Origin of the sequence: Mycobacterium sp. (assembly GCF_049802695.1) — a bacterium.
Classification (GTDB): Bacteria; Actinomycetota; Actinomycetes; order Mycobacteriales; family Mycobacteriaceae; genus Mycobacterium.
Map to the genome: position 1 here is coordinate 1 of NZ_JBARMY010000488.1, position 4,247 is coordinate 4,247.

General features: G+C 61.8%; 4 protein-coding genes and 1 pseudogene. All 5 read right to left on the minus strand.

Features of this window, described 5'->3' with window-relative positions:
- On the minus strand, positions 1–196 hold a 196-nt coding region (locus tag WA317_RS19325; RefSeq protein ID WP_425174567.1), incomplete at its 3' end, for a hypothetical protein.
- 342 nt (positions 197–538) lie between these two features.
- Entirely contained in the window at positions 539–838 is a 300-nt protein-coding gene (locus WA317_RS19330; protein ID WP_425174568.1) for a hypothetical protein, read from the minus strand.
- Between the two features lie 205 nt (positions 839–1,043).
- Positions 1,044–1,385 (minus strand): phage major capsid protein, encoded by a 342-nt coding sequence (locus WA317_RS19335; protein ID WP_425174569.1) that lies wholly within the window; start codon positions 1,383–1,385, stop codon positions 1,044–1,046.
- Positions 1,386–1,390: 5 nt separating this feature from the next.
- Positions 1,391–2,505 (minus strand): annotated as a pseudogene (locus tag WA317_RS19340) (tyrosine-type recombinase/integrase).
- A gap of 479 nt (positions 2,506–2,984) precedes the next feature.
- Positions 2,985–4,067 (minus strand): IS110 family transposase, encoded by a 1,083-nt coding sequence (locus tag WA317_RS19345; protein ID WP_425174570.1) that lies wholly within the window; start codon positions 4,065–4,067, stop codon positions 2,985–2,987.
- Positions 4,068–4,247: the final 180 nt, after the last annotated feature.

Sequence of the window (4,247 nt, forward strand, 5' to 3'; positions counted from 1 at the left end):
CCACCGGGCCGTCACCCGACGAATCCGCGTCTGAACCGGTGACCGCAGTCAGCACGGGCCGCGTGTCTGCGGCGTCGTCGGTGGCTAGACCACGCTGGCGCTGGTAGCGAGTGCGCTGGTAGTCGCGTTCGGCCGCCTTGCACACTTCGCAGCGGCAACCGCGGGTATAGCGGGTGCGTCCATGCTGAAGTGTCATCGTTTCCTCTCGATCCCCTTGTGGCGCAATGGGTTAGTGTCTGAGCCGCACGATGGTTCGCCGGGTGGGCGGTAGGCAAATCTCGGGAGGAAAGGGGGCTACTCGGAGTCGAGGGCCCCCCGCGATTTTCGCAAACAGAATTTCAACAACACATGTGAAAACCGCAATTTCGTGGGCGAAATAAGGGATGAGCCAAAGGCTGGTCCAATGGAGGGTTTGCTGGGATTTGCATACCCCCTGTTCAGAGCATTTTTGTTGCTAGCTAATTGCTGGCTTCAAGATTAGGCTGAGTAGTGCTGGTTTCTTGTGCTTGTGCTGCAATACTTTTCTCCCAGTGAGCAATCACCGGCTGGGGGTGGGCATCGGCATCTTTGGCATCGGAGACATGCTCGGCATCGGGGACATTGAGGGCATGTTCATGCCTTTCATGTCGGCTTTCATGGACGCACAGCAATCCTTCGACTGGGTTGTCGGCGCGCTGGCTTTCATCATGCAGCCGCTTGGCTGCGCGAAGATGAGCCAGAGGCCGGCGGCAATGATGAAGATGCCGACCGCGATGCCGGTGATGGCGAGGATTGGATTGAGCCAGCGAGTCCACGCCGGGTTGGTCGGAGTGGTTGTGCTGGACGCGGTGTCGGTCATGATGGCACGTACCTTTCGGGCGGAGGGTGGTTGGTCCCGACATGAATTATCCGCCAGCGAGTGCGGTCGCGGGAGGTCTCGGTGTCCCGGCGCTGGTCGCGACTCGAGATTAAGGAGTCCGTCATGGCCGGCCATCCACTGTCATGCCTAGGGGAGGCGATCCCGTTTTTTGCAGTGGTTGACGCCGGGCGCACCGAGAGGCTCATCAGCTGGACGGGAACAGGTTCGTCACCTTACAAACAGCTTTCGGATAGATGCAGCCGACACCAAGCCGAGTTTCAGCGCGGACGATCAGTTGGTTCGCTTTGAATTCGTCGCCGGCCCACGGGTTCACTTCGACGGTTAATCCCCAGCGCCGGAAAATGTTGACGGCGACGGAGGTGTCCAAGACCAGCGCGGTTCCTTGCGGAATGCTGGTGGTCTGAGCTATCCGCAATTGGAATAGGTGATCGATTCCGCCGAGTTCGCCGGGATCGTTCTGCTTCAAAACGTAGGAGTCGAAGGATGTCTTGGTCTGCCGCAGGCTCAGCCAATCTTGGGGATTCAAGATCACTAAGTCCGCATTGCGGCGCTGTGCTGGTAACGCATGGCCGCGGCGGGAGTGCTGTGCCCCAACCGGGCCATCAGTTCCGCCAAAGTACCGCCCGCCTGCGCCGCCAAGACCGCTCCGGTGTGGCGGCAATCGTGCAGTCTGAGGTCGGGTCGCTTAGCTTTGTCCCTGCCCCGGTAGAAGTGGCGTTGGAAGGTGGACGGTTGAAGGTATCCGCCGTTCTTCGCTGGAAAAAGTAGCGAATCAGCCCGTTTGTCAACATGTTTGGCTAGATGTTCTTTGACTGCTGGCACGATATGCGGCGGTAGCGCGATGTCGCGTTTGCCCGCTTCGCTTTTGGGGTCGCCAACTGTCCAGCCCTTATCGACCCTCACGGCCGCTCGGCGGATGCGGATCACTGCCTCGTCGAGGTCAACGTCCCCGCCGCGCAGCTCGACCAGCTCGCCGAATCGGCAGGCCGTCCAGGTGGCCAGTAGCACCATCAGCTTGAGGTGGTCGGGCATCTCCCCCACGATGATGTTCAACTGTTCTAACGTCGCGGGCCTCGGCTTGATTTTGCGCTCAGCCGTTCCCGCGCCGCGTATCGCACAGGGTTGGCGGCGATGATTCGGTCCCGGGTGCGCGCGGTCTCCAGGATGGTCTTTAGCAGCGAGTAGGCGTGTGCCCGCATCGTCGGATGGTCAGTCAACGTCTTGGCGTCCCAGCGGTCAACCGCTGTCATGGAGATATCGCGTACCGGCTTGCCGCCGAATGTCGGCAGTAGGTGGTCATCGAGAAGTTGCCGGTAATGGGCCTGGGTGCGGGGGCGCAGCGAGCGCCCCCTAACAGTGCGCGTCTCTAGCCATGTGTCGGCATACTGGCGGAACTTGACCTCGGTCTTGCGTTTGGTCGTTTTCTGTTCGACCGTGGCCGGCGGAGACCATAGCTCACGGTCGATTTCGCGGCGGCGGTCGGTCAGCCACGCCTCGGCGTCAACCTTGGCGGCGAACGTCGATTTAGCTGTGTGAAGCCGATCATCGGGCCCAAGATAGGCGGCCTGCCAGCGGCCGGACGGCAGCTTGCGTAAGCGTCCAAAGGTGCGGCGTGCGCGCGTCACTGGTTCCCCTGTCCGTGCAATAAACGTGCAACACCAGAGCACCGCAGTGTCCCCCTGCGTCCATTGCTGTCCACGGGTACTGTTTCGCATGTCGCCACATCAGAGGCTTTCTAACGCTGGTCAGACGGTCACTCGGAGAGTTGCACGGGTACAGGTTCAATCCCAGTACCGCGCACAAGAGTTTGTACAGCTGATATGTAGGCACTGTTTGTCAATAGGCAGGTGAAAGCCGCCCCGGTTTAGTGCCGGGGGCGGCTTTCGTTTGATCGGGCTCAGTCGGTGCCGCGGCGGTCGTTGGTCAACGACGGTTGGTGTCAGACTGATATGCGCGGGTTTGGTACCGCAAGACGATGGTTCGGCGCGAACGGTGGCTGCTCTCTAGAGACGGGCGTCACACCAGGATTCAGTGAAGGCTGTTGTGGCTCATAGCTGTAACGCAGATCTAGTTCGCCTACCTCGCCGTCGACCGGCTGGCTCCGATCAAGTTTGGTGATGGCCCGTTAGTTCAGCGTGGCCAGTGACCAGCACCAGCCGGCCAGTTGACGGGCGATCGCGACGTTGGCCACGACATGGGGCTTCTTGCGTTCGTTGAATCGGCACCACTGCTGGTGCAGACGCCGGTTCCCGGCATGCCCGCGGTCCTTGAGCGCCGGGTCGACCTTGGCCCAGCGGGCCCTCATCGTCGGTCCGGGATTGCGGTAGGCCGCTCGGTGATGCCAGGCCGATTCAATCAACAATCGCCGGACGTGGGCATTGCCCGCCTTGGTGATCGAGCCCTGCGCCCTTGATGCACCAGAGGAGTACTCGGTGGGCACCAAGCCGACGTAGGCGCCGATCGAGGACCCGGTGAACCGGGTCCAGTCACCGATCTCGACGGTCAACGCCAGTCCGGTCAGCGCCGAGATTCCGCGCAAGCAGCCCAGCCGGTCGACCTGATCGGCCCAGCGCGGTGAAGCCGCGACCGTGACGATCTGCTCGTCGAGACGGTCCCGAGCAGCCGTCGCAGTGAGCACCGCATCGAAGTGATGATCGAAGGCCGCCGCGGTGTGGGAATCGTCGAATCGTTGCCGCCGCAGCCAGGTTTCGTGCACACCGTTCCACGCTTGCCCACCCGAGTACACGAGGCCCTGGCGCAACAGCAGCTTGGACAAGCGGTGCCGAACTCGCATCAGATCCGCACGGGCGTCCTCGCGAGCGCGGACCAGATCGCGCACTGCCTCCACCTCGACTTCGGGCACCGTGACGGCGGTGACCTCGCCCAATCGCAGCAGCCGAGTCAGATGCGCGGCATCGCGAGCGTCGGTCTTGATCCGATCCCCGGCCGGACGGATCAACTTCGACGGTGCAGCCACCACACAGTCGATCTCGGCAGCGGCCAACGCCCGCGCGAGTCCGAACCCCGTCGGCCCGGCTTCATAGGCCACTCGCACCGGGCCACGCAGCTGGTGCAACCAGGCCAGAATCTCGCCGTGATCAGGACACAACCGTGCACGCTCGACCCGACCCGTTTCCTCATCGACGGCATGCGCAACCACCGAAAGCGCATGCACGTCCAACCCGACACTCGTACCGTTGAAACTCACCGGAGGCCTCCTGATCTGCAACTGTGGCTCTACCAGTGCGAGTCTTCACTCGACACCGGCAACCCACGTCCGATTGCAGCCCGAGGCCTTCGGCCTCAGATCGCCTCCATACCGTCTAGATTGCTGTTTTAGTTTCTCCAATTCGGTTTGCACCACATACGCACCACATACCTGATGTCA